General features: G+C 70.6%; 33 protein-coding genes. 23 read left to right on the top strand and 10 right to left on the bottom strand.

All coding sequences use genetic code 11. The features are described from left to right. Window positions 1-29 precede the first annotated feature (29 nt). From arsB to ACLFRB_RS08790, 10 genes are all read left to right on the top strand, one after another. A complete protein-coding gene (arsB, locus tag ACLFRB_RS08745; RefSeq protein ID WP_411068660.1) occupies window positions 30-1,070 on the top strand; it encodes an ACR3 family arsenite efflux transporter in 1,041 nt (346 codons plus the stop codon). Continuing rightward, entirely contained in the window at window positions 1,067-1,210 is a 144-nt protein-coding gene (locus tag ACLFRB_RS08750; protein WP_411068628.1) for a hypothetical protein, read from the top strand. The genes arsB and ACLFRB_RS08750 overlap by 4 nt, the downstream gene beginning before the upstream one ends. A gap of 102 nt (window positions 1,211-1,312) precedes the next feature. Beyond that, window positions 1,313-1,741 (top strand): ArsI/CadI family heavy metal resistance metalloenzyme, encoded by a 429-nt coding sequence (locus ACLFRB_RS08755; protein ID WP_411068629.1) that lies wholly within the window; start codon window positions 1,313-1,315, stop codon window positions 1,739-1,741. A gap of 9 nt (window positions 1,742-1,750) precedes the next feature. After that, window positions 1,751-2,176, top strand: a complete 426-nt coding sequence (locus ACLFRB_RS08760; RefSeq protein WP_411068630.1) for an arsenate reductase ArsC — start codon at window positions 1,751-1,753, stop codon at window positions 2,174-2,176. 45 nt (window positions 2,177-2,221) lie between these two features. Continuing rightward, window positions 2,222-3,175, top strand: coding sequence for a permease (locus ACLFRB_RS08765; protein ID WP_411068631.1), 954 nt, complete (start codon window positions 2,222-2,224; stop codon window positions 3,173-3,175). Window positions 3,176-3,189: 14 nt separating this feature from the next. Then, the gene (locus ACLFRB_RS08770) at window positions 3,190-3,549 is read left to right on the top strand and encodes a hypothetical protein (protein ID WP_411068632.1); all 360 of its coding nucleotides are present in this window, start codon (window positions 3,190-3,192) and stop codon (window positions 3,547-3,549) included. Between the two features lie 30 nt (window positions 3,550-3,579). Then, window positions 3,580-3,819 carry a thioredoxin family protein gene (locus ACLFRB_RS08775; protein ID WP_411068633.1) on the top strand — a complete coding sequence of 80 codons (240 nt, stop codon included), beginning with the start codon at window positions 3,580-3,582 and terminating at the stop codon, window positions 3,817-3,819. A 15-nt stretch (window positions 3,820-3,834) separates the two neighbouring features. Beyond that, window positions 3,835-4,590: a sulfite exporter TauE/SafE family protein gene (locus ACLFRB_RS08780; protein WP_411068634.1), complete on the top strand. Its 756-nt coding sequence runs from the start codon at window positions 3,835-3,837 to the stop codon at window positions 4,588-4,590. A gap of 62 nt (window positions 4,591-4,652) precedes the next feature. Then, the gene (locus ACLFRB_RS08785; RefSeq protein ID WP_411068635.1) at window positions 4,653-5,600 is read left to right on the top strand and encodes an MBL fold metallo-hydrolase; all 948 of its coding nucleotides are present in this window, start codon (window positions 4,653-4,655) and stop codon (window positions 5,598-5,600) included. A gap of 424 nt (window positions 5,601-6,024) precedes the next feature. Continuing rightward, window positions 6,025-6,459: a MerR family transcriptional regulator gene (locus ACLFRB_RS08790; protein WP_411068636.1), complete on the top strand. Its 435-nt coding sequence runs from the start codon at window positions 6,025-6,027 to the stop codon at window positions 6,457-6,459. A 10-nt stretch (window positions 6,460-6,469) separates the two neighbouring features. Here the strand turns inward: ACLFRB_RS08790 and ACLFRB_RS08795 are convergent, their stop codons facing one another. Continuing rightward, entirely contained in the window at window positions 6,470-6,901 is a 432-nt protein-coding gene (locus tag ACLFRB_RS08795) for a hypothetical protein (protein ID WP_411068637.1), read from the bottom strand. Between the two features lie 80 nt (window positions 6,902-6,981). Between ACLFRB_RS08795 and ACLFRB_RS08800 the strand changes: the two genes are divergently transcribed. Both ACLFRB_RS08800 and ACLFRB_RS08805 read left to right on the top strand, forming a co-directional pair. Next, a complete protein-coding gene (locus ACLFRB_RS08800) occupies window positions 6,982-7,374 on the top strand; it encodes an NfeD family protein (protein ID WP_411068638.1) in 393 nt (130 codons plus the stop codon). Window positions 7,375-7,403: 29 nt separating this feature from the next. After that, window positions 7,404-7,655 (top strand): SHOCT domain-containing protein, encoded by a 252-nt coding sequence (locus ACLFRB_RS08805; protein ID WP_411068639.1) that lies wholly within the window; start codon window positions 7,404-7,406, stop codon window positions 7,653-7,655. Between the two features lie 81 nt (window positions 7,656-7,736). Here ACLFRB_RS08805 and ACLFRB_RS08810 read toward each other — a convergent pair whose 3' ends face one another. Together ACLFRB_RS08810 and ACLFRB_RS08815 are read right to left on the bottom strand one after the other, a co-directional pair. After that, window positions 7,737-8,699: a hypothetical protein gene (locus tag ACLFRB_RS08810; protein ID WP_411068640.1), complete on the bottom strand. Its 963-nt coding sequence runs from the start codon at window positions 8,697-8,699 to the stop codon at window positions 7,737-7,739. Window positions 8,700-9,577: 878 nt separating this feature from the next. Further along, window positions 9,578-9,802, bottom strand: a complete 225-nt coding sequence (locus ACLFRB_RS08815; RefSeq protein WP_411068641.1) for a hypothetical protein — start codon at window positions 9,800-9,802, stop codon at window positions 9,578-9,580. Window positions 9,803-10,198: 396 nt separating this feature from the next. Here ACLFRB_RS08815 and ACLFRB_RS08820 point away from each other — a divergent pair, with 396 nt between their 5' ends. Both ACLFRB_RS08820 and ACLFRB_RS08825 read left to right on the top strand, forming a co-directional pair. After that, window positions 10,199-10,813 (top strand): hypothetical protein, encoded by a 615-nt coding sequence (locus ACLFRB_RS08820; RefSeq protein ID WP_411068642.1) that lies wholly within the window; start codon window positions 10,199-10,201, stop codon window positions 10,811-10,813. 99 nt (window positions 10,814-10,912) lie between these two features. Further along, entirely contained in the window at window positions 10,913-14,413 is a 3,501-nt protein-coding gene (locus tag ACLFRB_RS08825) for a pyridine nucleotide-disulfide oxidoreductase (protein ID WP_411068643.1), read from the top strand. Here ACLFRB_RS08825 and ACLFRB_RS08830 read toward each other — a convergent pair. After that, window positions 14,410-14,925 carry a hypothetical protein gene (locus ACLFRB_RS08830; protein WP_411068644.1) on the bottom strand — a complete coding sequence of 172 codons (516 nt, stop codon included), beginning with the start codon at window positions 14,923-14,925 and terminating at the stop codon, window positions 14,410-14,412. The two genes, ACLFRB_RS08825 and ACLFRB_RS08830, sit on opposite strands and share 4 nt — an antisense overlap. Window positions 14,926-15,094: 169 nt before the next feature. Between ACLFRB_RS08830 and ACLFRB_RS08835 the strand changes: the two genes are divergently transcribed. Genes ACLFRB_RS08835 through ACLFRB_RS08845 form a run of 3 tightly spaced genes read left to right on the top strand, consistent with a single transcriptional unit; the run spans window position 15,095 to window position 17,882 of the window. Continuing rightward, window positions 15,095-16,228: a Re/Si-specific NAD(P)(+) transhydrogenase subunit alpha gene (locus ACLFRB_RS08835; protein WP_411068645.1), complete on the top strand. Its 1,134-nt coding sequence runs from the start codon at window positions 15,095-15,097 to the stop codon at window positions 16,226-16,228. Beyond that, complete coding sequence (locus ACLFRB_RS08840; protein ID WP_411068646.1) at window positions 16,225-16,518, top strand: NAD(P) transhydrogenase subunit alpha; 294 nt, start codon at window positions 16,225-16,227, stop codon at window positions 16,516-16,518. The genes ACLFRB_RS08835 and ACLFRB_RS08840 overlap by 4 nt, the downstream gene beginning before the upstream one ends. Then, complete coding sequence (locus ACLFRB_RS08845) at window positions 16,515-17,882, top strand: NAD(P)(+) transhydrogenase (Re/Si-specific) subunit beta (protein WP_411068647.1); 1,368 nt, start codon at window positions 16,515-16,517, stop codon at window positions 17,880-17,882. Before ACLFRB_RS08840 ends, ACLFRB_RS08845 begins: the two co-directional genes overlap by 4 nt. Before the next feature lie 95 nt (window positions 17,883-17,977). Here the strand turns inward: ACLFRB_RS08845 and ACLFRB_RS08850 are convergent, their stop codons facing one another. Continuing rightward, a complete protein-coding gene (locus ACLFRB_RS08850; RefSeq protein ID WP_411068648.1) occupies window positions 17,978-19,261 on the bottom strand; it encodes an aminopeptidase P N-terminal domain-containing protein in 1,284 nt (427 codons plus the stop codon). A gap of 92 nt (window positions 19,262-19,353) precedes the next feature. On the opposite strand from ACLFRB_RS08850, the gene ACLFRB_RS08855 reads away from it, so the two are divergent. Then, window positions 19,354-19,497: a DUF3096 domain-containing protein gene (locus ACLFRB_RS08855; protein ID WP_411068649.1), complete on the top strand. Its 144-nt coding sequence runs from the start codon at window positions 19,354-19,356 to the stop codon at window positions 19,495-19,497. 30 nt (window positions 19,498-19,527) lie between these two features. Here the strand turns inward: ACLFRB_RS08855 and ACLFRB_RS08860 are convergent, their stop codons facing one another. The 3 genes from ACLFRB_RS08860 to ACLFRB_RS08870 are packed head-to-tail and all read right to left on the bottom strand — an operon-like array spanning window position 19,528 to window position 21,919. Continuing rightward, on the bottom strand, window positions 19,528-20,238 hold the full coding sequence (locus ACLFRB_RS08860; protein WP_411068650.1) for a hypothetical protein: 711 nt from the start codon (window positions 20,236-20,238) through the stop codon (window positions 19,528-19,530). Between the two features lie 58 nt (window positions 20,239-20,296). Continuing rightward, on the bottom strand, window positions 20,297-21,157 hold the full coding sequence (locus ACLFRB_RS08865; RefSeq protein WP_411068651.1) for a patatin-like phospholipase family protein: 861 nt from the start codon (window positions 21,155-21,157) through the stop codon (window positions 20,297-20,299). A gap of 36 nt (window positions 21,158-21,193) precedes the next feature. Beyond that, the gene (locus tag ACLFRB_RS08870) at window positions 21,194-21,919 is read right to left on the bottom strand and encodes a TIGR04219 family outer membrane beta-barrel protein (RefSeq protein WP_411068652.1); all 726 of its coding nucleotides are present in this window, start codon (window positions 21,917-21,919) and stop codon (window positions 21,194-21,196) included. 131 nt (window positions 21,920-22,050) lie between these two features. Here ACLFRB_RS08870 and ACLFRB_RS08875 point away from each other — a divergent pair, with 131 nt between their 5' ends. Then, entirely contained in the window at window positions 22,051-22,713 is a 663-nt protein-coding gene (locus tag ACLFRB_RS08875) for a class I SAM-dependent methyltransferase (protein ID WP_411068653.1), read from the top strand. Between the two features lie 50 nt (window positions 22,714-22,763). Here ACLFRB_RS08875 and rimI read toward each other — a convergent pair whose 3' ends face one another. Together rimI and ACLFRB_RS08885 are read right to left on the bottom strand one after the other, a co-directional pair. Next, the gene (gene rimI, locus ACLFRB_RS08880; protein WP_411068654.1) at window positions 22,764-23,219 is read right to left on the bottom strand and encodes a ribosomal protein S18-alanine N-acetyltransferase; all 456 of its coding nucleotides are present in this window, start codon (window positions 23,217-23,219) and stop codon (window positions 22,764-22,766) included. Between the two features lie 58 nt (window positions 23,220-23,277). Then, window positions 23,278-23,637, bottom strand: coding sequence for a DUF488 domain-containing protein (locus ACLFRB_RS08885; RefSeq protein WP_411068655.1), 360 nt, complete (start codon window positions 23,635-23,637; stop codon window positions 23,278-23,280). 102 nt (window positions 23,638-23,739) lie between these two features. On the opposite strand from ACLFRB_RS08885, the gene dinB reads away from it, so the two are divergent. The 4 genes from dinB to ACLFRB_RS08905 all read left to right on the top strand — a co-directional run bounded on the left by dinB (window position 23,740) and on the right by ACLFRB_RS08905 (window position 26,263). Then, complete coding sequence (gene dinB / locus ACLFRB_RS08890; RefSeq protein ID WP_411068656.1) at window positions 23,740-24,828, top strand: DNA polymerase IV; 1,089 nt, start codon at window positions 23,740-23,742, stop codon at window positions 24,826-24,828. A gap of 48 nt (window positions 24,829-24,876) precedes the next feature. Then, window positions 24,877-25,470: an NAD(P)H-dependent oxidoreductase gene (locus tag ACLFRB_RS08895; RefSeq protein ID WP_411068657.1), complete on the top strand. Its 594-nt coding sequence runs from the start codon at window positions 24,877-24,879 to the stop codon at window positions 25,468-25,470. Between the two features lie 317 nt (window positions 25,471-25,787). Beyond that, the gene (locus ACLFRB_RS08900; RefSeq protein WP_411068658.1) at window positions 25,788-26,003 is read left to right on the top strand and encodes a hypothetical protein; all 216 of its coding nucleotides are present in this window, start codon (window positions 25,788-25,790) and stop codon (window positions 26,001-26,003) included. 5 nt (window positions 26,004-26,008) lie between these two features. Next, window positions 26,009-26,263, top strand: coding sequence for a GNAT family N-acetyltransferase (locus ACLFRB_RS08905; protein ID WP_411068659.1), 255 nt, complete (start codon window positions 26,009-26,011; stop codon window positions 26,261-26,263). Window positions 26,264-26,383: the final 120 nt, after the last annotated feature.

The following is a 26,383-nucleotide window of genomic DNA, read 5'->3' on the forward strand; positions in this document are numbered from 1 at the left end:
CCCTGGAGGCCCCGGACGTCCGCGAGGGCATGGGCCTGTTCGAGCGTTACCTGTCGGTGTGGGTGGCCCTGGCCATCGCCGCAGGCGTGGCCCTGGGCCAGCTCGCCCCGGCTGTGCCGGCGGCGCTGTCGCGCTTCGAGTACGCCCAGGTCTCCATCCCGGTGGCGGTCCTCATCTGGGCCATGATCATCCCCATGATGGTGCAGATCGACTTCGCCTCCATCCTGGGGGTGCGCCGCCAGCCCAAGGGGCTGGTCATCACCACCGCGGTGAATTGGCTGATCAAGCCCTTCACCATGTTCGCCATCGCCTGGTTCTTCCTGATCGTCCTGTTCGCGCCGCTGATTCCGGCGGAGCTGGCGCGGGAGTACCTGGCCGGGGCCATCCTGCTCGGGGCGGCGCCGTGCACGGCCATGGTCTTTGTCTGGAGCTACCTCACCCGCGGCGATCCCGCCTACACCCTGGTGCAGGTGGCGGTGAACGACCTGATCCTTTTGGTCGCCTTCGCCCCCATCGTGGTCTTCCTCCTCGGGATCTCGGACATCACCGTGCCCTGGGACACGGTGGCCCTGTCGGTGGGGCTCTACATCGTCATCCCCCTGGCGGCGGGCTACCTCACGCGGCTGACCCTGATCCGTCGGCGCGGGATGGAGTGGTTCGACAACGTCTTTCTGCCCCGTCTGGGCGGGGTGACCCCGGTGGCGCTGCTCCTCACCCTGGTGCTGCTGTTCGCCTTCCAGGGCGAGGTGATCCTGACCAATCCGCTGCACATCGTCTTGATCGCCATCCCGCTCACCGTGCAGACCTTCCTGGTCTTTTTCCTTGCCTACGGCTGGGCCTGGGGCTGGCGGGTGCCGCACAGCGTGGCCGCGCCGGGGGCCATGATCGGGGCGTCCAACTTCTTCGAGCTGGCGGTGGCCGCGGCTATCGCCCTGTTCGGCCTGCAGTCCGGGGCGGCCCTGGCCACCGTGGTGGGGGTGCTGGTGGAGGTGCCCTTGATGCTGGCCCTAGTGAAGATCGCCAACCGCACCCGCCACCGCTTCCCGCAAGCGGAGGGCGCCGGCGGGTGAGCACCCCCGCCGTGCGCTTGGATCCGGCCGCCGCCCGCTGGGTGGCCGCACGAGGCGGGGCCCTCACCCTGCGGTCGTCGCCGCGCCGCGGCCGCGGGCCCCAGGTGTTCGTGGAGGCGGCTGGCACCCAGGACATCTAGAGCAGGGGTGGCTGGCCGGTCGGAGGAAGCTGCGGCCTTTTATATATGGATAAACGCATATAGCGATATCGGAATGTGCAGCAGCAAGCAAAGGAGTAGGCCATGAACCGTTTCCATGTGCACATCGCGGTGGATGATCTGGAGCGCAATAAGGTCTTCTACAGCAGCCTGTTCGGCGCGGAGCCGGCGGTGAGCAAGCAGGACTACGCCAAATGGGAGCTGGAGGATCCGGCGGTGAATTTCGCCATCTCCGCGCGGGGGCGGGCGCCGGGCATCGACCACTTGGGCATCCAGGCGGCCGACGAGGATGGCCTGTCCCGGCTGGAGGAGAGGGCCCGGGCCGCCGATGCGGGGGGCCTCAAGGAGGCGGGCACCACCTGCTGCTACGCCGTCTCCGACAAGTACTGGGTCACCGACCCGCAGGGCGTCGCCTGGGAGACCTACCACACCCTGGACGAGGCGGCGTTGTTCACCGACCCGGTCAGCGCCTGCTGCGGGCCGGAGACCGGCGCCTCCTCCTGCTGCGATTAGGGGATCCGCGTGAACATCCTCTTTCTCTGCACCGGCAACTCTTGCCGCAGCCAGATGGCCGAGGGCTGGGGCCGCCACCTGGGCGGTCCGGACCTGCATTTCGATTCCGCCGGCATCGAGGCCCACGGCCAGAACCCCCGTGCCATCGCCGTCATGGAGGAGGCCGGCATCGACATCAGCGGCCAGGAATCCACCCGGCTGACCGACGAGCTGCTGGACTGGGCGGACCGGGTGGTCACCGTCTGCGGCCACGCCGACGAGCACTGCCCCATCCTTCCCCCGGGCACCGCCAAGGAGCACTGGCCGCTGTCGGACCCGGCCAAGGCCACCGGCAGCGAGGAGGCGATCATAGATACCTTCCGCGCCACCCGCGACGAGGTTGAGCGCCGGGTGCGGGAGCTGGTGTCCCGGCTGGGGGAGGAGGCGTCCGGGTAGGGCCCCTCCCACTGCCATCCGACGAATTTTCATTTGGAGGTAAGGATGTTTACCGAACTGGGCGATGCCGTCGCCTATTCCCTGCTGGGCCTGAGCCCCGAAGGCTCCCTGGGTCCCGCGGTGCAGTTCTTTGTCATGGACACCGCCAAGATCTTCGTGCTGCTGGTGGCGGTAATCTACGTCATGGGCCTGCTACGGGCCATGATCTCTCCGGAGCGGGTGCGCGAGTACGTGCGCGGCAAGCCCAAGGGCGCGGCGCGCTCGCTGGCGGTGGGGCTGGGGGCGGTGACGCCGTTTTGCTCCTGCTCCTCGGTGCCGCTGTTCATCGGCTTCGTCGAGGCGGGCATCCCGCTGGGGGTGACCTTCTCCTTCCTCATCGCCAGCCCCATGATCAATGAGGTGGCCGTGGTGCTGCTGGTGGGCATCCTGGGCTGGAAGCTCACCGCCATGTACGTGGCCAGCGGCCTGGTGGTGGCCTACGCCGGCGGGGCGCTGATGGAGCGGCTGCGCCCCGAGCGCTGGGTGGCCGACTACGTCTGGAAGATCCGGATGGGCGAGACCGCCCGGCCCGAGGCGGACACGTCCCTGGCAGGCCGCCACCGCTTCGCCGTGGGCGAGGTTAAGGAGATCGTTGGCCGCATCTGGAAGTGGGTGGTGGCCGGTATCGCCGTGGGGGCCGCCTTCCACGGCTTCGTGCCCGAGGCCTGGGTCTCCGAGTACCTGGCCGGCGGCCAGTGGTGGACGGTGCCGGCGGCGGTGGTCCTCGGCGTGCCCCTGTACGCCAACGCCACCGGCGTCATCCCCGTGGCCGAGGCCATGCTGGCCAAGGAGGTGGCCGTGGGCACGGTGCTGGCCCTGATGATGGCCATCGCCGCCCTGTCCCTGCCTGAGATTCTCATCCTGCGCAAGGTCCTGCACTGGAAGGCCCTTGCCCACTACGCCGCCATCCTCGCCGGCGCCTTCATGCTGGTGGGATGGGGCTTCAACCTGGCTGCCTGAAGGAGACCGTACTGATGAGCCAAGACAACGCCCCCGAGCTGCACCCCTCCATCGTCGCCCTGGCCACCCTGGCCGCCGGCGTGGCGGGGGGGCACCCCTCCCAGCCGCGCTGCCAGCTGAACCGGCTGCGGGAGATGGGCATCCCCGAATCCCAGATCGCCACGGTGGTAGAGCTGGCCCGCCACGTGCGCGACGAGGCCGACGCCCGCAATGATGAGGACCTCAACGCCGCCCTGGGGATCGGGCCGGCTGCCGAAGAACAGGAGGCCGGGGGCGGCTGCTGCGGCGGCGAACAGGAGAGCGCGCCCGAGGAAACCAGCGGCGGATGCTGCGGCAGCGAGCCCCAGCCCGCCAAATCCGGCAGCTGCTGTTAGGACCGCAACGAACCCAACAGGAGAGCGATCATGACCAAGGAAGTGAAGGTGCTCGGCACCGGCTGCGCCAACTGCCAGACCACCCTGCAGCTCATCGAGCAGGTGGCGGAGGAGCAGGGCGCCGACATCGATCTGCAGAAGGTGGAGGACATCGGCGACATCATGAGCTATGGCGTCATGTCCACGCCCGGCGTGGTGGTGGACGGCGAGGTGGTGCACGCCGGCGGCGTGCCCGACCGCAAGAAGTTGGCGGAGTGGCTGGCGGGCTGAGCCGAGGCTCGTTCCGTGGTCGCGCTGGCCGTTGCCGCTGTCTTCGTTCTGGCCCTGGCGTTTTCGCTCCTGGGCCTGGGCGGGGGCGTCCTCTATGTCCCCTTGCTTGACGGGCTCGGCTACGACTTCAAGCGTGTGGCCATCCCCACCGCCCTGCTCCTCAACGGCCTGACCACCCTGTCGGCGGCGGTGGCCCACGCCCGGGCGGGACTGGTGGACTGGCGCGGCGGCCTGCCCATGGCTTCCACCTCCCTGGCGGCGGCCCCCCTGGGCGCCCTGGGGACGCGCTACCTGGCCACGGAGACCCTGGTCCTGCTGTTCGCCCTGGGCCTGGTGGCGGCCGGCAGCCGTATGCTGGCCGCCGCGGGCCGGGCCGAGCCCGAGGCGCTGCTGCCTGCCGGACGGCGGGCCATACTGACCGCCGCGGCTGGACTGGGCGTCGGCGCGGTTGCCGGATTGCTCGGCATCGGTGGGGGGTTCCTGGTCCTGCCTCTGCTCCTCGCGGTGGGCTATCCGACCAAGCAGGCGGTGGCCACCTCGGCCTTCATCGTGGTGTTCGCGTCCTTCTCGGGCTTCGCCGGCCACGTTGCCGTCGGCCACCTCCATTGGCTTCTGCTGGTGGGCACCGGCCTGGCGGCCGTAGCCGGCGCCCAGCTGGGGGCCCGGCTCATGCGCGAGCGGATGCGACCCAGCTGGGTCAAGCGGGCCTTCGGCCTGCTCCTGCTGGGGGTGGCGGCCCGAATGGTCTGGCCCGTTCTTACCACCGGATAATCCCCCACCGAATGCTTTCAAAACGGAGACGACCGATGCCTTACCCCCGGACCGTTTATGCCTTGACGACCCTGCTTCTGGCGGCTTGCGTTATGCTGGCCGGCTCCCCCGCCGCGCAGGCGGGAGAGGACTTCGGCCCCCTCGAGATGGAAGAAGTAGCCGACGGCGTCTACGCCCTCGTCGGCCCCACCGGGCCGCGCAGCGCCGACAACCACGCCCTCAACGCCAACTTTGGCTTCGTGGTCACCGACGACGGCGTGGCGGTGATCGACAGCGGCGCCTCGCCGGCCGGGGCGGCGATCATCCACGAGGCGGTGCGGCACGTGACCGACCAGCCTGTGAAATGGGTGATCAATACGGGCAGCCAGGACCACCGCTGGCTCGGCAACAGCTACTTCAAGGAACGCGGCGCCACCATCCACGCCCTGGCGGCTACGACGGAAACCCAGGGGCGTTTCGCCGACCGCCACCGGGAGCGCCTGCAGGGGACGCTGGATGCCGAGGAGGCCGCGGCCATCGATCCCGTGCGGGCCGCCGAGCCCCACGCCGGCGACCGCGCCCGCCTGGAGCTGGGCGGCCGGGAACTGGAGCTGCGCCGCTTCGGCGACGCCCACTTCCCCGGCGACGCCGTGGTTTGGCTGCCGGAGGCCGAGGTGCTGTTCAGCGGCGACCACATCTACGTGGACCGCATGCTCGGCGTCCACCCCTTCAGCGATGTCCAGCGGTGGCGGGAGGCCTTCCACGCCGCCATGGACCTGGGCCCCGAGCGCATCGTGCCCGGCCACGGCGGTGTGGCGGACCCCGCCAGGGCCCGCGCGCAGACGGGCGACTATCTGGACTGGCTGGTGGCCGAGGTGGGCCAGGCGGTGGAAGACTGGGAGCCGCTGGACCAGGTGACGGACCGCCTCACGGAAAAGACGCCGGCGGCCTTCCGGGAGCTGCGCCACTTCGACAACTGGCACCCCACCAACCTCAGCCGCACCTATACCCAACTGGAAGAAGACCTGTAATACCGAGGGATCCCCGCGTTGGGTGGTCGAGGGGTTGCCGGACTGTCCCGGGCCTCCGTCGTGGATCACTGCCGCCCGCTTCCCCCCGGCCAGGTTGGTTGAACTTGGAATCACGCCTCAGGGTCTTTAAAGAAGGGTCAATCTTTTCTGGTCGTCCACTTTTGTTCCTGCTGTACCGGGCCCTTGACTCTGTAGCACGGTACGGAGCGTAAACTGCCCCGCCGGTTGTGCCTCTGTAGGGGGCGCCCCTGATGCTGTTTCCGGGGAGAGCGGACCGGTTCATGCTGCCCTGGAGCAGGATCCGGAGCCAGGGTGGCCGCGCTCCCCCGCCCGGTGCGCCCGGCCCCGGCCGGGACAATGCGGGATCAGCTGGGCCATGCGGTAAACCCGGGAGCCCGGGGCTCCAGCAACGTAGGGCCGACCAGTGAACGATGCTCACCAGCCGCGCATGACCATAGGGGTTTTGGCCCAGAAGGCGGGGGTCAACGTGGAAACCATCCGCTACTACCAGCGCAAGGGGCTTCTCCCCGAGCCGCCCCGCCCGCCCGGGGGCGTGCGTCACTACGGTCCGGAGGTGGTCGACCGCATCCTCTTCATCAAGCGGGCCCAGTACATGGGCTTCACCCTGCGGGAGGTGGGGGAGCTGCTGGACTTCGGTACCATGGGGTGCGGGAAGGTGGAGCGCCTGGCCACCGCCAAGCTCGGTGAGGTGGACGAGCGCATGGCCGACCTGCGGCTCATCCGGCGGGAGCTCGAGAAGCTGTTGCAGCAGTGCCGGGAGGGCCTGGTGCGATCCGAATGGGACCTGGTCCGGACGGTGATCGCCAGGGAATCAAGCCCGGACTCCGACCGGAGCTAGGGGGAGGCGCCTACCCCTCTTCCGCCTCGAAGTGGACGAAGGCGCGGCGCAGCCGCTCGCCCCATCCGGGGCCCAGGCGGTCGCCGGCCTCCAGGAGCTCCCTCTCCAGACCCTCCAAGCTGGCCTGCCCGGGGTCGTAGGTGATTTCCAGGCGGTCCCCGCGGAAGCCCACCGCCCGGACCCCCATCATCCCTTCCAGGAGCTCCCGCAGCGTTTCGGCCTGGTCGGGGGCGGGCTGCTGGCCCAGCCGCAGGCGGCGCCGTTTGGCGGGCCCGGCTGCCCGCCCCGGGGCGCCCTGCCGGCTCAGGAAATGCTGCGGGTCCTGCAGGAAGCGTTCCTGGCAGGACGGGGAGCAGAAGGCGAAGTACATGCCCCGGAACTCCAGCTCATTGCGGTGGGAGAGGGGGCGCATGGCGCATACTGGGCAACGGGTGGCGGGCATCTTCCCTGTGCTCCCGGATGGGTGGCAGCCTGGCTCCGGCGGATCGCCCCGGAGCCTACGTATGGTAAACGGGTTTCGGCATGGCTCAACGGCGTCTTTTCCTGCGGATTCTCGGGGTGGTGGCCTGCGAGGGGGCCCTCGCGGCCGGGGCGGGCCTGCTCTGGGGCGGGTGGGGCCTGGCCGCGGCCCTTGCGGTTATTCTGGCGGTGGGGGATTTGCCCGTGGTCCGGCTCCTGGACCGCCACCTCCCGGCGCGGCTGGGCCGGGAAGCTCTGCCCGGTTGCCGGGGGCAGGTGGCGGAGGAGTTCCGGGATGCCCACGGCCACGGCCATTGCCGGGGCCGAGTCCGGCTCCAGGGGGCCCTGTGGTCCGCCCGGTTGGATCCGGCGACCGGCCCTCGGCCCGGGCGGGGAGAGCTGGTCCTCGTCAGTGGCCTGGAGGGGCTGACCCTGGTGGTTCGCCCGGACCGCTAGCCCGGGAGGCAGCGCATCGGGAGGCGCGTATGTGGATGTCCGACGGTCACGGCCTTTGGGGCCTGGGCGGCGTTTTCATGATCCTGTTCTGGGTGCTGGTGGTGCTCGCCATTGCCGCCCTGGTCCGGTGGCTGGCCCTGGGGCCCGGGCGACCCGGCGAAGGCCCGGAACCCCGTAAGCGGGAAAGGCCCAGGGCCCTGGAGCTCCTGGAGGAGCGCTACGCCCGCGGGGAGATCGACCGCGAGGAGTTCCTGCAGAAGAAGCAGGACCTGGAACCGTAGAACGCCCCGGCGACGGAGCGTCGCCGGGGCGCCATGCCGCCGAAGCCGTCCTCCGGCCCGTGCGCCGGAGGAACGGACGGGTCAGCCGCGCAGCCGGCCGAAGCGGCGGCCGAAGCCGCCCAGGAAGGCGAGCATGCCCATGGCGAGCAGGCTCAGCACGCCCGGCTCGGGGATCTCCGCGTCGGGGGCGCCGGGCTCACCCGGGCCGTCCCCCTCGGCAGGAGGGGTAACCTCCCCGTCGTCACCGGCGTCGGCGACGATGGTGCCGCCCGCCACCGGCAGGACGTCCTTGTAGCCGGCGGTGCCGTCCACCTCACCCTCCGTGTCGACGCCGTCCTCCTCGGTGGTGCTCATGCCGTGCAGGACGATGGCCCGCTGATCCATGGGCAGCAGGTCGTCCCGGGTGAAGTCGTCGGCGAAGATTTCCTCGTCGCTCAGGTCGTAGGTGGCACTGAAGTTGATGTTGCCCTCCTCGTCAGCGATGGGGAAGCCTCCCTCGCCAAGCTCCGATTGCTGCATCTGCTCCTGGAGCTGCTCCTGATCCATCTCCTGAAGCTGCTCCTGGTCCAGATCCTGCAGCTGCTCCTGGTCCATCTGTTGCGCCTGCTCGGGTAGCTCCTCTTCTTCCGGTGGACCGTTCCCGTTTTGCGGCCCTTGGGGCTCCGGAGGTCCGGCCTCGAGCTCCTGCCCGTCCGTGCCGGACAGGGGCAGGATCACCGGCCCGAGGGTGGTGGTGGCCTCCTCCAGCTCGATGAAGCCGTCCCCGTCCGCATCGGCATCCATGTCGGGGATGGTCGCCTGCGATGGGTTGCCGTCTTCGTCGAAGGGACCGAGGAGGTTCTGCGGATGGGTTTCATTGGCCTCCAGACCGGAGGCGTTGATATTTACGTCCAGGGAGTCTTCCTCCAGCTCCATGTTGGCGCTCCCGTTGACGCCCGAATCGTTCAGGGGCTGGAGGTCGGCGCTGAATGGCGCCCCCCAGGCCAGGGCGGGAGCCGTCAGCAGGAAGAGACCGCATAGACGTATCCGTTTCGCGCTTGCCATTGTTTCGCTCCTTGGTTGATGAGAGGCCTGTGAAACGATTCATACAGGGCCCTGCGTTCCCTGATCGGCAAGCGCTGTGCCAAGTGTGTTACTCCCGGAAATTCCGAGGCTCCCCGTAAAGCAGGGCGGCACCCGGAAGCGTGGAGTAAAGGCAGGGAACACTCCCCACGCGCCATGGAGAGGATCTCCGGCCGGTACTAATCGTTCATACCATTCATTTTTTTCTCTCGGTGGTTCGGCTTTCGGAGGCCAGCGGGCGCAGAGAGGCGGAAAAAGATGTAAAGCCCGCCGACTTTGCCGGGATCGGTTCTGGTAGGGGGGAGCACGCAGTCTCTCCCCTCGGCTTCCCCGGGGAAGCGACAAAAGCCATTTCGATTCGGGGTCTGCCGTTTGGGGGAAAGGCAGGAGGCCGGTCGAAAGACCGGCGGGGCCACCGGTAACCCGTCCATACAGAATGGGATCGTTTTTCCCGGAAGGGCCCAAAAAAAGGCCCCGGAATCTCCGGGGCCCGGCCTCCCAGCCAAGGGGGGGAGCTAGGAGCTGGATCTGTTCAGTCGCTTCCGCCGGCCCTCGGGTGTGCCGGGAACCGTTCCACCGGCCCGGTCGCACCCCTCTGCTGCCCTCCGGCCCGGGAGTGTTGCCTCATGGGGACATCAAGCATCTTTCGTGCCATAAAAATTTGTGTTGATAAACAATTATCTGGGCTTTGGAGCGAAAAAAGGCGGGAGGCCGTGTCAAGGTTGCCGACAAGGTGCCGGCTGCCGCGCGCGGGTGGAAGGCAGCCCGACAGTTGGCCGGTTCCGGGGGGGTGTGGCAGGGCGCCAATGGGGATGCCTGGGCCAGCATGGGCCGGTGGGAAGGGGAAGAAGTCCGGCCCGTTAGGGGAAGCGGTAGGCGCCCCAGCGCAGGGTAAGCAGGGCGCCCACCAGCAGGGCCAGGGCGCCGGGGTCGAAGAAAGTGTGGTCCAGCCAGCCGCGTAGCAGGGAGAGGGCCCCGGCCGGGTTGCCGGAGGTGACCAGGGCGGCGCCTTCCGGGAGCCTCCGCTCAGGCCCATCCGGGGGGGAGCCGGCGGGTGGATCGGAAGCACCCCCGGCGGTTTGCACCGAGGGGCGTTGGGACTCCGCGCTCGGGACTCGGGAGGCCGGGAAGGGGGCTGTTCCGGCTGGCGGGACAATGGCTGCCGCCGGGCGGAACAAGGCTTGGACTCCCGTTCCCGGGTTCTGCCCATGGCCCTGGGGCGAGGGAGCCGCGGGGACCGTGGGGGCTCCCGCTGCGAGGAGACCACAGGGGAGCAGCAGGGCTAGCAGGGCGGCAAGGAGCGACAAGGCCGGTTTTTCCTTGAGCATGGGTTCCCCCCGATGGCAGCGGTGTTCCGGGCTCTCCGGGGGTGGCCGTGCATCAATCGTTCCTTTTTGCGTTTCGTAAAAATTTCAATAAGGTGTACATTTCCTCGGTAGCGGGGGGCGGGAAGGTGTCAATTCCCCCGACGAGGAGTGTGGATGCGGGAGCCAACGCCAGCCGCCGAGGTGCTGCCCGCCCGGCTGCGCTCCCTGGTGGGCGCGGCCCGGGACGGGGTGGTGCGCAGGGAGGCGGTGGACTACCTGGACCGGGCTTGCGGCCATGTGGGGGGCCTGCTGGATCCGGGGGACGACGGGGGACGGATTCCGGAGCCCGGCGGACCCGTTCCCCCGGTGGTGGGCCCGGGGGACCTGCAGGCGCGCCTCAGCCACCTCATCGTAAGCGCGGAGGCGGCAGGGTTGGAGCCTGCGCTTATCGGGTACCTGCGCCGGGTCCTCCTGCGAGTGAGCCTGGCGGCGGAGCGGGTGCCCTGGGAGCTGCGGCTGGTTCCCCGCCACCGGGCCAACGGGGAAGCCCGACTGGTGCGTCCCGGCGAAGCGCCCCTGCCGGTGCGGCTGGTGGATCATTCCGCCCTGGGCTACGGCCTGGAATGCGCGGTCCCGGTTGCCTCCGGGCGGGTGGCCCGCCTGGAGGTGCCCGGCCCGGCCTCCGGGCCGCCGCGGATCTACGGCTGCCTGCCGGTTTTCTGCCGGAAAGGGCCCGACGGCAACTGCCGGGTGGGGGTGGAGCTGATCGGCGGTTCCGCGCGCCCTTGAGCCGGTTGCGGGGGAGCCCGGTCCGGGGTGTCCCCTTCCCAGGCCCGCCATCCTAACCCACAGTGGGAGACCTATCCCCAGCATCCGGGTAGGGCTTCCATGACCAAAGATCCCGTCCGCTTCGACGGCCTCTCCTACACCGACCTGCGCGACCCCGCCGGCCTCCGGCGCCTCGACGAGCGCTTCCGCCTCCACCTGGAGGAGCGCGATCCCGCTTTGGTACGCCGCCTGGTGGACTTCCGCGAAGCGGAGGCCCTCCCCCCGGCCGAAGCCTACAGCCGCCTGCTCCTGGAGCTCGCCCCCCACGTGGAGGCCTTCGTCGCGGGGCTGTTCGGCATCGAGGAGGCCACCCGCCAGAGGGGGGCCGCCGCCGCGGCCCACAACCCCGTCTTCGCCTTCCGGCAGGAGATCGTGCAGAAACGGGCCCGTCGCCTGTGGGGCCGGGTGGGCGAGGACTTCGCGGCGCTGGATGCCTGGCTCGACGAGCGGCTGGCGGATCACGGCATCGACGCCGCCGACCGCGAGCGGGCGGTGGGCGAGCTCACCGCCGCCCTGCTGGCGGATCCCCGGGGCAGCCCGGAGGCCCTGGACCGCCTGGCGGCCTGGGCGGTGCGCGCCCGGGAGACCGAGGCGGGGCGGGCGGCCACCGCCGGCTGGGTGGGCTTCCGCACCCCGGAGCGCGTGGACCCCGACCACCTGGTGCCCGCGCAGCGTGCCGCGGACGGCTCGCCCGGCGCCATGGAGGCCCCGGGCCGCTTCCGCCCCCGCGACGGCTTCGCCCTCACCGACCCGCGCATGTCCGCCCGGGAAGTCCAGGGCGAGGCGAGCTACTGCATCTACTGCCACGACCACGACGGCGATTTCTGCTCCAAGGGCTTCCCGGAGAAGAAGGACCAGCCGGAGCTGGGCTTCAAGGTCAGCGCCCTGGAGAACACCCTCCACGGCTGCCCGCTGGACGAGAAGATCTCCGAGATGAACCTGCTAAAGCGGGAGGGCTACACCATCGCCCCGCTGGCCGCCGCCATGGTGGACAACCCCATGGTCCCCGCCACCGGCCACCGCATCTGCAACGACTGCATGAAGTCCTGCATCTACCAGAAGCAGGAGCCCGTAGACATCCCGCAGATCGAGACCCGGGTGCTCACCGACGTGCTCCACCTGCCCTGGGGCGTGGAGGTCTACGACCTGCTCACCCGCTGGAACCCCCTGCGCCACGAGCAGTTCGTGGCCAAGCCCTACAACGGCCGCAAGGTGCTGGTGACCGGCATGGGGCCGGCGGGGTTCACGGTGGCCCACCACCTGACCATGGAGGGGTGCGCGGTGGTGGGGGTGGACGGCCTGAAGATCGAGCCGCTTCCCGAGGGGCTCCGGGAGGGGCCCATTCGGGACTACGGCGAGCTGGAGGAGCCCCTGGACCAGCGGGTCAACTACGGCTTCGGCGGCGTGGCCGAGTACGGCATCACCGTGCGCTGGGACAAGAACTTCCTCAAGCTCATCTACCTGACCCTGGCGCGGCGGCCCACCTTCCAGGTATTCGGCGGGGTGCGCCTGGGCGGCACCCTGACCCTGGAGGACGCCTGGGCCCTGGGCTTCCACCACGTCTGCAACGCCAGCGGCGCCGGCCTGCCGCGGGTCATCCCCATGGGCAACAGCCTGGCCCGCGGCATGCGCCAGGCCAACGACTTCCTCATGGCCCTGCAGCTCACCGGCGCCGCCAAGCAGGAGAGCCTGGCTAACCTCCAGGTGCGCCTGCCGGCGGTGGTGATCGGCGGCGGCCTCACCGCCATCGACACCGCCACCGAGCTGCAGGCCTACTACGTCCGGCAGGTGGAGAAGACCCTGGACCGCCACGAGCGCCTCGCCGCCGTGCACGGCGAGGCGGCCCTGTGGGAGAAGCTGGACGCCGAGAACGCCGCCATCCTGGAGGAATTCCTGGCCCACGGTCGCGCCGTGCGGGCGGAGCGCGAGCGGGCCGAGCAGGAGGGACGCCAGCCGGACTTCCTGCCGCTCCTGCGCGAATGGGGCGGGGTGACGGTGGCCTACCGGCGGCCCATGAACGAGTCCCCCGCCTATCGGCGCAACCACGAGGAGGTGGGCAAGGCCCTGGAGGAGGGCATCTACTACGAGGAGCGCCTGGAGCCCATCCACGCCGTCCTCGACGACCACGGCCACGTGAAGTCCCTGGAATGCCGCCGGCGCCGGGACGCCGACGGCCGGCCGCTGTCGGTGCCGGAGGACATCGAGCTGCCCGCCCGGGGCATCTTCGTGGCCGCCGGCACCGTGCCCAACACCATCTACGAGCGCGAGCACCCCGGCACCGCGGAGCTGGAGGACAACCACTACCGGCCCCACGTCCACCACCGCCGCGAGCTGCAGGCGGTGGACACCCCGGAGCACTGCAAGGAGGAAGAGTTCGGCCCCTTCACCTCCTACGCGGCCGACGACCGCTTCATGACCTTCCTGGGCGACACCCACCCCGGCTTCGCCGGCAGCGTGGTCAAGGCGGTGGCCTCCGGGCTGCGCACCTACCCGCACGTCATGGCGGCGCTCGGGGACCAGGGGCCGGCGGAGGCGCACCGGGACTCCCTTCGGGCCTTTCAGGAGCGCATGGCGTACCTCCTGGAGCCGCAGGTGGCCGCGGTGGACGACAGCCACCCGGCCGTGGTGGAGCTGCGGGTGCGCGCCCCCATGGCCGCCCGCAATTTCCGTCCGGGCCAGTTCTTCCGCATGCAGACCTTCGAGAGCCACGCCCCGCGGGTGGCCGGCACCCGCCTCCAAGTGCCCCTGCAGACGGTGAGCGGGGCCGGCGTGGAGGGGGACCTGATGCGGCTGTTCGTCCTGAAGGGGGGCGTAGGCGGGCGCCTATCGGCCCGCCTGGCGCCCGGCGATCCCCTGGTCCTCATGGGGCCCACCGGGGCGCCCACGGAGATGGGCCGCGGCAAGACCGTGATGGTGGTGGCGGGCCGCTGGGGGGCGGCGGTGATGCTGGCCTTGGGTCCCGCCCTGCGGGCGGCGGGCAACCGCGTGCTGTATTTCGGCGCCTTCCGCCACCAGGACGAGCCCTATTACCGCGAGCAGCTGGAGGCGGCCACCGACCAGATCGTCTGGGCCACCGCCGGGGGCGAGCCCATTGCGGCCGGGCGGCCCCAGGACCTCAGCGTGGCCACCGGCGACGCTGTGGACCTGATCCGGCGCTACGGCGACGGCGAATTCAGCGGCGCCGCCGCCCCCCACCTGGAGCTGGGCGAGGTGGACGAGATCCTGGTGATGGGCTCCACCGGACTGCTGTACGGCATGCAGCAGGCCCTTTCCGCCGGCGGGAGCCTGGCCCCGTACTTCCGCGAGGACGTGGAGGTGCAGGGCACCGCCGGCAGCCCCATGCAGTGCATGCTCAAGGGGGTGTGCTCGCAGTGCCTGCAGTGGCAGGTGGACCCGGAGTCGGGGCGCCGCACCCAGACCGTGTTCTCCTGCGCCGAGCAGGACCAGCCCCTGCTGGCCCTGGACCTGGAGAACCTGTGGGCGCGCCAGACCCAGAACCGCCTGCCCGACCTCATGGCCGACCTGTGGCTGGCCCACCTGCTGGAGTCGGAAACGGCCTAACGCGGGAGGTGCCGGCAGGGTGTCTCGGTGCGGGCGTTGCCGGGCCCCACGCGGGAGTGGACGCCCAGGGGCCCGGGCACGGGATCCCCGGAGTCGGAGACCCAATCGAACACCGCCAGCAGGGGCCGCTCGGCGTTCTCCACGAAGCGGGGGATCAGGTCGGCGTCCCCCAGTTCCTGGGTGCGGATGCGGACCGCCTGGCGGGGCCCGAGCCCCCCGAACTCCACGCGGGTGACCGCGGGGGGCGCCCCGTTGCGGCGGGAGTCGTACAGCCGCTCCCCGCCCGCGCTGTACAGACGCATCCGCTCCAGGGTCAGGGCGTGGGAGGGGCTGAGGTTGTGGATGGTCCACTCCGAGGAGACGCCCGGGGAGCTGTAATCGCCGCCGCAGGCCAGGCTCCCTGCCCCGGCGGCCCCCCCTTCCTGGGCCGGGCTGGCGGTGGCGGCCAGGAGGGCCGCGCACGCCAGGGCGGTGGGGAGGAAGGCGCTGCGGAGGCTCGGTCTCGGGGGCATGGGGCGCTCCACGCAAAGACGGGATCTCTCCCCTGTATATCCCGGCCCGGCGGCCCCTGGCCAGCGCGGCCCGGGGCAGCAACGGACGGTTGTCCGCGTGGTTTGACCGGACAGGGGCTTTGGTGTCCTAGTTGTGGGAGGGACATCACCACCGAGCAAGGGAGACCGGATGGCGGTGAAGCTGGGAGTGCCCAAGGAGACCGCCGCGGGGGAGTGCCGTGTGGCGCTGGTGCCCGCGGTGGCGGCGCAGCTCATGGCCAAGGGCCTGGAGGTCCGCATGCAACCGGGCGCCGGGGCGGGGGCCTTCTTCGCCGACGGCGACTACCACGACGTGCGCATGGTGGAGGAGCCGGCCGACCTGTACCGCGAGGCGGACGTGCTGCTGCGGGTGCAGCCGCCCACCCCGGAGGAGATCGACCTGCTGGGCCCGGAGACCGCCGTGCTCGGCTTCCTGGATCCCCTGGGCGACCCGGAGCGGGTGGCGCGCCTGCGGGACCGGGGGGTCACCGCCTTCGCCATGGAGCTGGTACCGCGCATCGCCCGGGCCCAGGCCATGGACGCCCTGTCCTCGCAGGCCAGCATCGCCGGCTACAAGGCGGCGCTGTTGGCCGCCGATCTGGCCCCCCGGTTCTTCCCCATGCTCACCACCGCCGCCGGCACCGTACGCCCGGCCAAGGTGCTGGTGCTCGGCGCCGGGGTGGCCGGCTTGCAGGCCATCGCCACCGCCCACCGCCTGGGGGCCTCGGTGTTCGCCTACGACGTTCGTCCCGAGACCCGCGAGCAGGCGGCCTCCCTGGGCGCCACCTTCCTGAACCTGGATGTGAGCGGCTCCGCCGAGGGGGGCTACGCCCGCGAGCTCACCGCCGAGGAGAAGCGCCGCGAGCAGGAGCTGCTCGGCGAGCAGATCGCCGGCATGGACGTGGTCATCACCACCGCGGCGGTGCCGGGGCGGCCCGCGCCGGTTCTGGTGCGCGAGGCGGAGGTGACCGCCATGCGGCCCGGCTCGGTGATCGTGGATCTCGCCGCCGAGACCGGCGGCAACTGCGAGTGCACCGTGCTCGACGAGACGGTGCGCCACGAGGGGGTGATGATCCACGGCCCCCGCAATGTGCCGGGCCGGCTGCCCGTGCACGCCAGCGAGATGTACGCGCGCAACCTGGCCAATTTCCTGGACCTGCTGGTGGAGGACGGCCACTGGGGCCCGGACTGGGAGGATGAGGTGGTGGCCAAGACCGTCCTCACCCGGAACGGTGAAATCGTGCCCGACGCCGTCCGCGAGCGGGTGGAAGGAGGCGCCTCGTGATCGAAGGCTTCGTCGCCCTGTATATCTTCATCCTCGCGGCCTTCACCGGCTACGAGATCATCAGCCGGGTCCCCGAGACCCTGCATACCCCCCTCATGTCCGGGGCCAACTTCGCCCACGGCATCGTCGTGGTGGGGGCCATGGTGGCCCTAAGCCACGCCCAGACCCCCGCCGAGCAGGCGCTGGGCTTCGTGGCGGTGCTGCTCGCCGCCATGAACGCCCTGGGCGGCTACGTGGTCACCGAGCGCATGCTGCGCATGTTCAAGAGCAGCCAGGGGGGCGGCGAATGAGCTACGTCCTGGAGACCGGCTACCTTGTGGCCGCGGTGCTGCTCATCCTCGGCCTGCGCGGCATGAGCTCGCCGCGCACCGCCCACCGGGGCCTCACCTGGGTGGGCATCGGCATGGTGGTGGCGGTGCTGGTGACCTTTATCCGCACCGGCGCCGGCAACATCGGCCTGATGCTCACCGCCCTGGTGATCGGCGGTGTACTGGCGGCGGTCTACGGCCGCCAGGTGCCCATGACCGCCATGCCGCAAGGGGTGGCCCTGTTCAACGGCATGGGCGGCGGCGCGGCGGGCGCCATCGCCGCCGTGGAGCTGGTGGGCGGCGCGGCGGTGGGCGGGGCGCCCCTGGTGCTGGGCGTGCTGGGGGCGCTCATTGGTACGGTGTCCTTCGCCGGCAGCGGCGTTGCCTTCGGCAAGCTCCAGGGCTGGATGCGGCGGCCGGTGCGCTTCCCCGCCATGCCCATGGTGAACGGCGCGGTGGCGCTGGCGGCCGTGGCGTTGGGGTTCGCGGTGATCGCCGGGGCGCAGATGGATCCCGTGCTCGCCGCCTACTTCGCCGCCGCGGTGGCCCTGGGGATCCTGGTGACCCTGCCCATCGGCGGGGCGGACATGCCGGTGGTGATCTCCCTGTACAACGCCGCCACCGGCTTGGCCGTGGCCTTCGAGGGCTACCTGCTGAACAACCCCGCCATGGTCATTGCCGGCACCGTGGTGGGCGCGGCGGGCACGCTGCTCACGCTGCTCATGGCCAAGGCCATGCACCGCTCGGTGCTCCAGGTGGTGGGTGCGGGCTTCCGCGCCCCGGAAGCCGCCGCCGAAGCCACGGAGTCCGGGGGCATCCTTAAGGGCACCGAGCCCGTGGACGCCGCCATCCAGCTGGGCTACGCGCGCAAGGTGATCATCGTGCCCGGCTACGGCATGGCCGTGGCCCAGGCCCAGCACAAGGTATGGGAGCTGGTGCAGCGGCTGAGGGAGCGGGGCGTGGAGGTGCGGTTCGCCATCCATCCGGTGGCCGGTCGCATGCCCGGCCACATGAACGTGCTGCTCGCCGAGGCGGGCGTTCCCTACGACATGGTGGCGGATCTGGAGAGCGTCAACCCGGAGTTCGCCCGGGCGGACGTGGCCCTGGTGATCGGCGCCAACGACGTGGTGAACCCCTCCGCCCGCGATGTCCCCGACAGCCCCATCTACGGCATGCCCATCCTCAATGTGGACGAGGCGGACAACGCCATCGTCATCAAGCGCGGCGGCGGGCAGGGCTTTTCCGGAGTGGAGAATCCCCTGTTCACCGCCGACAACACCCGCATCCTCTTCCGGGATGCCCTCGACGGCGCCTCCGAGCTGGTGCAGGCCCTGAAGCAGGTGTGAGGGAGACGCGGGAGGGGTAGGGGGTAAGGGGCCCACTTGCCTCGGGGCGGTTGGTGGGGGCCGGTGAGAGCGGGGTGAGCCGCGATCGGCTCGGCCTACGGCCGCTCCTTGGGGGCCTCCGCGGTGAGGTTCTCCGGCTCGCCGTCGGTGACGTGGATGTCATCCTCCAGGCGCACGCCGATGCCGCGCAGCTCCGGGTGCACGTCCTCGGCGTCGGGCGGGATGTACAGGCCCGGCTCCACGGTGAGCACCATGCCGGGCTCCAGGGTCCGCCAGTGGTCGGCGGCCACCTTGTAGCGGCCCACGTCGTGGACGTCGAGGCCCAGCCAATGGCCGGTGCGGTGCATGTAGAAGTCGCGGAACTCGCCGCGCTCGATGAGGCCGTCCACCTCGCCCTCCAGCAGGTCCAGGTCCACCATCCCCTGCACCAGCACCCTCAGCGCCGCCTGGTGGTAGTCGTCGAAGGTATGGCCCGGGCGCACCTGGTCGATGGCGGCCTTCTGGGCCGCGAGCACGATGTCCCAGACCTGCCGCTGGGCGCCGGTTACGGTGTCGCCCACCGGGAAGGTGCGGGTGATGTCGGCGGCGTAGCCCTCCACCTCGCAGCCGGCGTCGATGAGCAGCAGGTCGCCGTCGTTGAGCGGCGCACGGTTCTCCGTGTAGTGCAGCACGCAGGCGTTGGCGCCCCCCGCCACGATGGAGGGGTAGGCGGGCCGCTCGGCGCCGTCGTAGTGGAAGACGTACTCCATCTCCGCCTGGATCTGGTACTCGTGCATGCCGGGCCGGCACACCTCCTGGGCGCGCCGGTGGGCCTCGGCGGAGATGCGCGCCGCCTCGCGCATGCGCTCCAGCTCTTCCGGGCCCTTGATCAGCCGCATCTCGTGGAGGAGGTCCTCCACGTCCACCAGCACCTCGGGGGCCCGGACCCCCTGGCGCTCCTTAGCGCGGGTGGCGTTGAGCCAGCCGGTGACCTTGCGGTCGAATTCCGGCTCGCGGCCGAAGTGCACGTAGAGGCGCTCGCGGTCGGCGAGCAGCTCGGGGAGCACGTCGTCCAGCTCGTCGAGGGAGTAGGCCTTGTCGGCGCCGTAGTCGCGCTCCGCTCCCTCCACCCCGGCGCGGATGCCCGTCCATACCTCCTTGGCGGGGTCCTTGGGAGGCACGAACAGCAAGTAGCGGTGCTCGGGGTGGTCGGGCACCAGCACCGCCACCGCGTCCGGCTCGGTGAAGCCCGTCAGGTAGAGGAAATCGGAATTGGGGCGGAAGGGGTATTCCACGTCGCGGTTGCGCAGGCTCACGGAGGCGTTGGGCAGGACGGCCACGCCGCCCTCCATGCGCTCCATGAGGCGCTCCCGCCGCCGGGCGAAAACCTGTCTGTCCATGTTCGGCGTCCTCGCTGTCCGCGGGCCATGGCCCCTCCGGGCCGGGTGGCGTAGAATCGGGCCCGCCAGTCACAGCCCGAAGGGACAAAAAAGTGGGGATCTACATCCAGCTCGAGCCGCTGCTGGCCCTCATCGCCGGCATCGCGGCGCTCGTCGTGCCCCCTAAGTTGGGGACCCGCATCATCGCCGCCTACTTGGTCGCCATCGCCGTGCTGCAGCTGCTGGACATCAACTGAGGCCCCGGGCGGGTCGGCCCGGAGCGGGCCCTAGCCCGCGTAGCCGCGCACCGTCTCCGCCACCTCCGGGGGGAAGTCCCCCTGCGCCACCTGCTGGGCCGCCTCGGCGAAGAAGGGCTCGGCGTCGTCGGCCAGGCGCTCCCGGATCTGGTCGAAGGCCTCGCGGATGCCCTCGGGGTCCTGACCGCGCACGGCCGCGATGCCCTCGTTCAGCAGCAGGATCCGCCAAGCCCGGTAGGGGTTGGAGGTCTCCAGGTCGGCCTTGATGTCGGCGCTGGCGTGGTCCGCCACCCGCTGCATCATGGAGCGGATGCGGCGCAGCTCCTCCACGTCGCTGCTCTTGTTGGCCAGCTGGCCGAGGCCGTTGACCACCATGTCGATGTGCTGGATGGGCACCTCCCAGGAGGCCATCCACATGGCTACGGCGATGGCCACTTGCTGCAGCTCGGCGGTGGTCTCCGGAAGCTTCAGGCGGTCGCTGTAGACCCCCAGGTCGTGCAGAAAGTTCATGGCGTGGTTGCCGATCTTGTCGGCTTCGCCCTCCTCCTGCATGGCCGGGGTGGGGTCATCCACGGGGTTGCGCTCCAGGATCTCCAGGAGCTGGGCGATGGCGTCCACCAGGTCCGGCGGGGTCACCTGCTCGCCGGTGGCCAGGTCGGATGCCTCGAAGGCCTTTGAAATGGTCGCCCCCGCCTGCGCGAAGCGGTTGCGGGCGGTGGCCATGCTGCTATCGAAAACCATGGGGACGCTCCCGTGGGTCGAGGATCGCAAGGGGGTTCTCGGGAAAGCCTAGTGCAGGTCAGGCGGGCTCCGCCAGGGCGCGGATGCGGTCCAGGTTCTCCATGGCGGCCTGCCGGCCCGCCTCCAGGGCCTCCCCGCCGCGGTAGAACTCGAGGGTGCTCATGCCCGGCACCACGGGCTTGAGGGTCAGGTCGGGCGGGCTGGCCTCGAGGCGCAGGCGCACCAGCTGGGCCTGGGTGATCTGCACCGCCCGCCGCAGGTTGGCGATGAGGGCGGGCCCCGCCGACTCCTCTTCGGATTCCCGGAAGGGGTCGGGCTCGTCCGCGCGCTCCTCCGGGCCGCGGGCCCCTGGATGGACGGCCACCGCCACCACCGGTCCGCCGAACAGCCGCCGGGCCACGTCCACGGGCAGCGGATTCACCAGGCCCCCGTCGCCGAGCAGGCGGCCGTCCACCTTGAAGGGCTTGATGAGCCCGGGCAGGGCGATGCTGGCGCGCACCCCCTCCACGAGGTTCCCCGTGTCCAGGACCACCTGCTGGCCCGTCCACATGTCCGTGGCCACCGCCCGGAAGGGCAGGTCGCAGCCCTCGAAGGTGCCGGTGCCCAACCGCTCGCGCAGGTAGGCCTCGATGTTGCGCCCGGAGGTGAGGGCGCCCCCCTCCAGGCTCGGCCAGAAGAGGCGGAAGGTGGCCATCCAGTCCATCTCGCGGGCCATGTCCTCGATGCGGTCGGGACCGAGGCCCACGCAGTAGAAGGCGCCAATCTCCGCGCCGATGCTGGTGCCCACCACGGCCCGCACCGGGATGCCGGCGTCGGCCAGGGTGGCCAGGACGCCGGCGTGGGCGAGGCCCCGGGCGCCCCCGCCGCCGAGGGCGAGGGTGATCCCGGACGCCTCGGCGGGATGGCTCCCCTCGACCAATGCGGCCTCCTTTGCGGCGCGGTCCGGCCCCGGCGTCTAGAAGGCCAGATGCAGCCCGGCGAAGGGCCCGCTGAAGTCCGAATCCACCTTGAGGTCGTCGCCGCCGTCGTAGTCCACCGCGATCTGGCGGTAGCCGGCGCGGACCTGCAGCAGGCCCATCTCGTAGCCCACCTCCGCGGTCACGTCGCGGAAGCTGTCGCCGTCGTAGCCGATGCCGTTGGCGCGGACACCGGCGTTCAGAGGCAGGGCGGGCAGGTCCACCCGAACCTCGGCCTTGGCCACGGGCATGGTGAAGTTGGCGCTGCCCGTTTCCTTGCCGGCATCGGTTTCCAGCTCCGCCTCGGTGTCGATGTTGGTGGCCCCCAGGCCCAGGCCCACGTCCACGATCGGCACCGGCAGGTTGAACATGGCGCCGGCGTGCAGGAGGCGGGCGTCGAAGCTGGAGCTGCCGTCCAGGGTGGCGGTTTCCCCGCCCCAGGTGCGGCTGCGCTGGATGTCGCCGTCGTAGGACAGGTCGGTGTACTCGGCGTCCAGGGTGACGAAGGGGATGGCGGCCCGGGCGTACAGATTGGGGGTGCCCTCCTTGTCGAAGTCCAGGTCGTCCTCGACGCTGAAGTCGTCGCCATCGTAGGCCACGTCCCCGCTGGGGTCGGCCTGCCAGTAGCGGGCGCCAATTTCCACGTCCGCCAGCGGCAGGGCGTGGGCGGAGCCGGCGGACAGGAGCAGGGCGCCGGCGGTGGAGATGGTGCGAATGCGAAGCATGCTGGGTTCCCCTTTTGCAACGCGATATAGTGTGGCCAAGCCTACCAGATGGAAAGGCGGTTGCGCATGAAACCGTTTGCATTCATTCCGGTCCGGGCGCCGGTACCGGGCGGACAGGGAGGCCGAAGGCCATGGAACGGATCCCCGAGCCGGAGCTGATGGACGATCCCGGACAGGCGCGGGCCTACGCCGAGGCGGACTTCGCCGAGGTGAACGCGGGGTTCGTGGAGGGCTTCCAGCAGAGCTTCCCCTGGCTGGGGGGCAGTCCCTTCGTCCTGGACCTCGGCTGCGGCCCTGGGGATATCCCCCTGCGCTTGGCCCGGGCCATGCCCGGGGCGCTGGTGCAGGCGGTGGACGGCTCCCCGGCCATGATCGAGCTGGCCCGGGAGGCCGTCGCCGGCACCGAGGAAGAGCCGCGGGTGATGCTGGTGCAGAGCGGCCTGCGCGAGCTGGAGCCGCCGCCCATGCCCTTCCACGCGGTGGTCTCCAACAGCCTGCTGCACCACCTCCACGACGGCGCCGACCTGTGGCGGACCATCCAGCGCGTGGCCGGCGAGGGCACCGCCATCTACGTCATGGACCTGCTGCGCCCCGATTCAAAGGAGCGGGCGGCGGCGATCGTGGACCAGTACGCCGCCGACGAGCCCGAGCGGCTGCGCACGGACTTCTACAACTCCCTGCTTGCGGCCTTCACCCCCGAGGAGGTGGGTGATCAGCTCCGGGCGGCCGGCCTGGAGGGGCTGGAGGTGGAGACAGTGAGCGACCGCCACCTGCTGGTGGTGGGAACCCTCTGACCCCGGAAGCGGTCCCTCCCAAGAGCAGGCGGCACACACCCGCCAGGCATTCAGGCCCCGCAGGGATCGGAAAACAGGGCCGCGCCGATGTGGCGGCCCAGGATCAGGCCGTCCTCGCGGCCGTTGGGCCCGGGGTAGTACGCGGGCCGCTTCCCCATGCGCAGGAAACCTTCCTCCTCATAGAGGCGGCGGGCCCGCTCGTTGGAGACCCGGACCTCCAGGAAGACGTCCTCGGCGCCATCCTCCCGGGCCACCGCCAGCAGGTGGCGCAGGAGGGCACGTCCCAGGCCCCGGCCCCGTAAGCGGGCAGCGATGCACAGGTTCAGGATCTCTGCCTCCGGGCCGGTGACGCTCAGGACGCCGTGGCCGGCGATGGCGCCGTCCAGCTCCACCACCCGGCACCGCTGGCCGGAGGCCAGGCTGGCCCGGAACAGGTCCGCGGTCCAGGCCGAGTAGTGGCAGCTGCCCTCGTTGTCCGCCACGGCCGGCAGGTCGTCGAGCGCCATGGGGCGAAGGCGGCACCGGTGGGGCGCCGAATGCACCGAGGCGGGGCTGTGGGGCTGTTCAGCGGGAATCGTCTTCCTCCAGGATCTCGCGCAGGGCCACGGCGCTGTTGTGCTCGCGGTCCCGGGCGGCGTAGAGCAGGGTGACCGGACCGGAGCGGGCCCGCCCGCGCAGGTCCTCCAGCAGGTTGGGGCGCTGCGCAAGCTCGTCCCGGTAGCGGCGCTTGAACTCCGGCCACTTCTCCGGGTCGTGGCCGAACCACTTGCGCAGCTCCGGGCTCGGGGCCACCTCCTTGAGCCAGAGGTCCAGCCGGGCGTCCTCCTTGCGCATGCCGCGGGGCCACATCCGCTCCACCAGGATGCGCTGGCCGTCCCTCGGTTCGGCGTCCTCGTAGATGCGCTTCAGGCGGATCTCCCCCATGGGCATACTCCGGCCGGAAGACCGGCAACATTCGGGGAAAAGGATACCCTAGCCCGGCGGGGGCCGGGCAAGGAACCGGGGCGAGTCCCCACGGGTCGGGTCATGGAGACCGAGCGCCGCATCCTCCATTGCGACATGGACAGCTTTTTCGCCGCGGTGCACATGCGCGACGAGCCGCACCTGCGCGAGGTGCCCCTGGTGATCGGCGGCGACCCCGATGGCCGCGGGGTGGTCTCCACCGCCAACTACGCCGCCCGCGAATACGGCATCCACTCCGCCCAGCCCGCCGCCACCGCCAAGCGCCTCTGCCCCCATGCCGTCTTCCTGCGCCCGGAGCTGGAGCGCTACCGCCGCGAGTCCAGGCGCATCATGGCCATCTTCCGCGAATTCACGGAGATCGTGGAGCCCGCCTCCCTGGACGAGGCGTATCTGGAGGTCACCGACCGCCTGGCGCCCTACGGCAGCGCCACCGCCGTGGCCGAGGCCATCCGCTCGCGGGTGCGGGAGGAGACGGGGCTGACCGTCAGCATCGGGGTCTCCAGCTCCCGCCTGGTGGCCAAGATCGCCAGCGACTGGGACAAGCCCGACGGCCTCACCGTGGTGCGGCCGGAGCGGGTCCCGGACTTCCTGGCCCCGCTGCCGGTGCGCAAGCTGCACGGCGTGGGCCCCGCCACCGAGGAGGTGCTGGCGGGCATAGGCATCGCCACCGTGGCGGAGCTGCGCGACCGGTCCCGCGAGCAGCTCGCCGAGGCCCTCGGCCAGTTCGGCCTGACCCTGCACGACTTCGCCCGCGGCATCGATCCCCGGCCGGTGGGCGTGCCCCGCGAGCGCAAGAGCCTGGGGGTGGAGGACACCTTCCAGCGGGACATCGAAGAGCTGGAGGAGATGGACCGGCGCCTCACCACCATGGCCGGCCACGTGGCGGAGCAGCTTGCCGCCCGAGGCCTGCGCGGGCGCACCGTGACCGCCAAGGTGCGCTTCCCCGACTTCCGGACGCTGACCCGCAGCCAGACCCTGGAGGGGGCCACCGCCGACCCCGGGGAGATCGGCGCCTGGGCCCGCCGGCTGCTGCGCAGGACGGAGGCGGGACAGCGTCCGGTGCGTTTGTTGGGCGTCACGGTGAGCAACCTGGAGGATGCGGAGGGCACGGCGGAACAGTTCAGCCTCTTCGGTTCCCAGACAAAAGGCTGAAGAGTATTGTGGACATTCCCCGCGGGATACGGACAAAGGGGGGCGTCCATGAGCCGGATCCTGATTATCTACGGGCATCCCAGCCCGGAAAGCTTCAACGCCGCCGTTACCGAAGCCGCGCAGGAGGCCATCCGGGAGGCGGGCGGCGACTTCGTGGTCCACGATCCGTACGGCGACGGGCTCGATCCCGTCCTGTCCTTCCGCAAGAGCCTCGACCCGCACACCAAGCGCTACGTCCGCGAGCTGCAGGAGGCGACCGGCTACATCGTCGTCCACCCCGACTGGTGGGGGCAGCCGCCCGCCATGCTCAAGGGGTACCTGGATCTGGTCTTCCAGGAAGGGGTGGCCTACCAGCGGTCGAAGGGGGGCGGCTGGCCCCCGGAGGGCCTGCTCCGGGGAAATGCCGCCCTGGTGCTGAACACCGCCGATGGCCCTTGGCAGGGGGAGCCCGCGAACGACCCCCTGGAGGCCATCTGGCGGGACCGGGTATTCGGGCCCTGTGGGGTGGAATCCGTCCAACGCCGCGTCTTCGCCCCGGTTTCCGGCAGCACCCCGGAGCAGCGGGAAGGGTGGCTGGACGAGGTGCGGGTGCTGGTGGGCGGCTACGTCCGGGAGAACGGGCTGGTGGGCGCCGCCACCTGAAGACACCGGCTTCTGCCGGTGAAAAGGCTATTAGGCCAGGATCCTTTCCGGTCCTTGCCAAGGCATGGGCCGGGACGTATTTTGTCAGTACGTACCTTCCGGAAAGCGAAAGACACGGAAAAAACATGCAACCGGTCGTCCCCGTTTCCATTCGACGCCGCTGGTGGCGCCTAGCCGAGCTGGGCGGGACCCTGTGCGTCGTTGGAAAGGAGCGTGTGACGGCCGGCTGACAGCCTGACCCGCATACCATCCGCGAAGCCGCAGGTTCCCACGCGAGGACCTGCGGCTTTTTTTGTGCTTTTGGAACGGAGAGCGCCATGGACTGGGAGATCAGGGAGGCGGTGCCGGAGGACGCCCCGTGCATCGCCGCGGGTGTGGAAGAGCTGTTGGGGGAGATCATGACCGCCACCGGCCAGCCCCATCTCCACTTCGACCGGGGAGCCACCCGGGCCCGCACGGAGGGCTGGCTGCGGCGGGCACTTACCGCTCCTTCCTGGCGCGGGAGAAAGGGGGGGCGGAGCCCCTGGGCCTGATCAACGTGACCGAGGCTCACGCCCTGTACGCCGGGGGTGCCTTTGGCTTGGTCCCGGAATTCTACGTGCGCCCGGAGTGGCGCTCGCAGGGCGTCGGCCGGGAGCTACTGAATGCGGTTCGCCGGTTGGGGCGAGAGCGGGAATGGGGGCGACTGGAGCTCACCACCCCGCCGCCGCCGGCCTTCGAGCGGACCTACGCCTTCTACGAGCGCGAGGGGCTCACCGTAGCGGGCGGTCGCAAGATGAAACTGGATCTGTAGGGGCGCCAAGCATAAAGGAAACTGCCAATCCGGTTCGGGAAGCTCGAGATGGATCTATGTGGGAGCGGCCATTGGCCGCGACAAATGGTTCTCTTAGGAAGATCGCGGCTAGTAGCCGCT

This window comes from Thiohalorhabdus sp., from assembly GCF_046545655.1.
GTDB lineage: Bacteria > Pseudomonadota > Gammaproteobacteria > Thiohalorhabdales > Thiohalorhabdaceae > Thiohalorhabdus.